We start from the raw sequence: 2,562 nt of genomic DNA, 5'->3' as shown, positions 1-2,562 counted from the left end.
GTTCAGTGCGCGGCGGCGCCGCAGAGGCGCAGCGTGCTCCGCAGGCACAGGGCCGCCGCCTCAGGCGGGGTGAGACGGCCGCCGGAGACCTCGGCTGCGGCGGTGTGCTGGAGCCCGATGACGGCGGCGGCGAGCCAGTCGGCGGGGAGTGACCGGCCTCATCGTCACCCCTGACCTGCTGTTCCTCGACGAGCCGACCATCGGGCTCGACCCGCGCAGCCGCGGCAGGTGTGGGAGCTGGTCCGCCAGATCGCCGCGGTGCGCGCCTCGCGCTGGTCACCGACGCCTGTGAGTCGCCGCTCGCGGCGCGGGCGGAGGTGCTGATCCGGCTGCCGCGCGAGGCCGCCGGGCCGATCGCGCCGCTGGCGCACCAGATCGCCGTCACCGAGGGGGCTCCCGTAGCAAACGGCGAAAATGCAACGGATATGGCCCTGACCTGCGAGTTCCTGGTGTTAGAGGCAGGCTGTTGCGACGCGGGCGGTATACACGCGGTGTGCTTTGCGTGCAGCGGGGCTGGCGGTATCGGCGAGTGCGACGCTCTGCTCCAGTGCGGCTCGGTGGAGGTCTAGCGGGGCGGTGACGCGGACCGTGTGGCCTTGACCGCGGCGGATGGTTCGCCCGGCGTCGATGGCCTGGCGAACGGTCTCGTCGCCGACGACGCGTAGGTGGTCGGCGAGCAGGCCAGGAAGATCGAGCGTCAGTGCGCGTCGAGCGCGGGATCGGAGGCGGGTTCGCCGGTGGCGGGGAGGGTGTCGAGATGGTCGGGCGGTTGGCGAGCCCCAGCGTTGTCCAGGACGCGGCGGATGGTCTTGGGTGCGACGTGGTGCTGGCGGGCGAGGGCCTTGACGGCGATGCCGCCCCGGTAGGCCTCTACGACGTCGGCGGCGAGGGCGGCGTCGAGGGCGGTGGGGCGGCCGAGGGTTTTGCCGGAGGCCTCGGCGGCAGCGACGCCTTGGCGGGTGTTCTCGCTGATCATGTCGCGCTGGAACTCCAGCACTGCGGCGAGCACGGAGACCATCATCTTGGTGCCGGGGTCATCTGAGGCAAGGTCGATGCCAGACAGCAGCCCGGATTCGACGCGCAAGTGCAAGCCGCGCCGGATGAGCACGGGGCGCAGGGCGAGCATGTCGGCCACGGAGCGGAACAGACGGGCGGCGTCGGCGATGCGGATGGTGTCGCCGACAGCGGCCTCGTGCAGGAGCCGGGTGAATCCCGCGCGATCCAGGGAGAGCTGGCGGCTGGAAGTGGCGGGGTCCTCATAAGTGAGGGCGCCGGCGCCCAGGAGCGTGGCCAAGGCGTGTCGTTGGCGGGTATCGGTCTGCTTGTCGGTGGAATACCGAAGGTAGATACGGTCGGCCATACCCGATCGTGCCCCTTCCCAGGTCGGCCGGGGTTGATTTCAGGAGTCCTACGCGGGGTCCTCAAGGGATGTCTGCTGCAGGTCGGCGGGAATTCGGTCGACGGCGATGGCGATTGCTTCGGCGGGTGTGGGGATCTGCATCGGGTCGGGGTCGTTGCGCCCTTCGCTGATGGTGTAGCCGCCGGCTCCTCGTGGTGCGTCAATCCAGACGAAGGGCCGGGAGAACGGGTAGTCGGGTGTGCTGGAGAAGCCCAGCTCCCAGTGGCTGGTGTAGGGGTAGAGCCGTCGCAGCCTGGGTTCGGCGTAGGCGGCCTCGATGAGGGCCTGGTATTCGGGCCAGTCGGCGTCGCGGGCGTCTTTGAGCATCCACTGCCACTCTGAGGCGATGATGTCGGCGGGGTTGTTGTCGGGCACCTCGAAACGTCCGGTCAGGATGTCGAAGAGTGCGGCCTGCCCGATCTCCTCGAGGCTGGCTCCTTCGGCCCACCCGCGGATCACTTGAGGAAGCTCACGCAGATCCTCGGTGGCGCCGCAGATCATGAGCCTGTTGTTAGACGAGCCCCAGATGGTCCAGCGCCGTTCGTGATGCCACGCCGTGACGTAGGACGAGTGGCGATGCGGGATGAGGCTGGCGATCGTGGCATGGCGGAGTGGATCGGAGGGAGTGACGGCCAGGGGCAGGGACAGGCCCTGGCCGGCGGCTGCGGCGTGGAGTGCTGCGGCGAGGCTGCCGTGGGCGGCCACGTCCGGGTAGAGGGCAGCCGGGTCGGGTTCGCAGCTCATAAGATTCCGATCTTCTGCCCGTGTGGTGTTGCGGTGGCGGCCATCATAGGAGGCGAAAAGGGGAGGCGTAAGTCGGGATCGGATCCGATTGGATCGACGGCCCGTTCCAGCAGGTCGGGCACGGCATTCAGATCGGATCCGGCGAGGGGGCGGAGTCGACCGATTGCGCCCCCGCCTGTGATCGGACTACGGGGTGCCGGTTGGCTCGGGCCGCCAGGCATGGGTATCAGTTCGGCCGGGTCTGATCAGGTAGCTTCACGCCATGGTTGATGTTGCGACGCTGCGCGACTTCCTCCGGTCGGAGCTGCCCGAGGCTCGGCCGGTTCTAGTACTACAGCGAGGCTTTGAGATCTGTAGCGTGTAAACATGCCAGATGACTTAACCGCTGCTGATCTGCGGGAGTGGGTTACGGGACTGGA

2 protein-coding genes are annotated in these 2,562 nt (G+C 68.7%); both read right to left on the bottom strand.

Annotation, left to right across the window (positions count from 1 at the left end; all coding sequences use genetic code 11):
- Window positions 1–697: 697 nt before the first annotated feature.
- The gene (locus ABZ459_RS52670; protein ID WP_357989085.1) at window positions 698–1,360 is read right to left on the bottom strand and encodes a recombinase family protein; all 663 of its coding nucleotides are present in this window, start codon (window positions 1,358–1,360) and stop codon (window positions 698–700) included.
- A 48-nt stretch (window positions 1,361–1,408) separates the two neighbouring features.
- On the bottom strand, window positions 1,409–2,104 hold the full coding sequence (locus ABZ459_RS52665; RefSeq protein ID WP_357989083.1) for a DUF6193 family natural product biosynthesis protein: 696 nt from the start codon (window positions 2,102–2,104) through the stop codon (window positions 1,409–1,411).
- Window positions 2,105–2,562 lie beyond the last annotated feature (458 nt).

The organism is Nonomuraea sp. NPDC005692 (assembly GCF_040631115.1).
GTDB lineage: Bacteria > Actinomycetota > Actinomycetes > Streptosporangiales > Streptosporangiaceae > Nonomuraea.
Note: the sequence above shows the minus strand (reverse complement) of the source record. Positions and strands in the feature narration are given on the sequence as shown.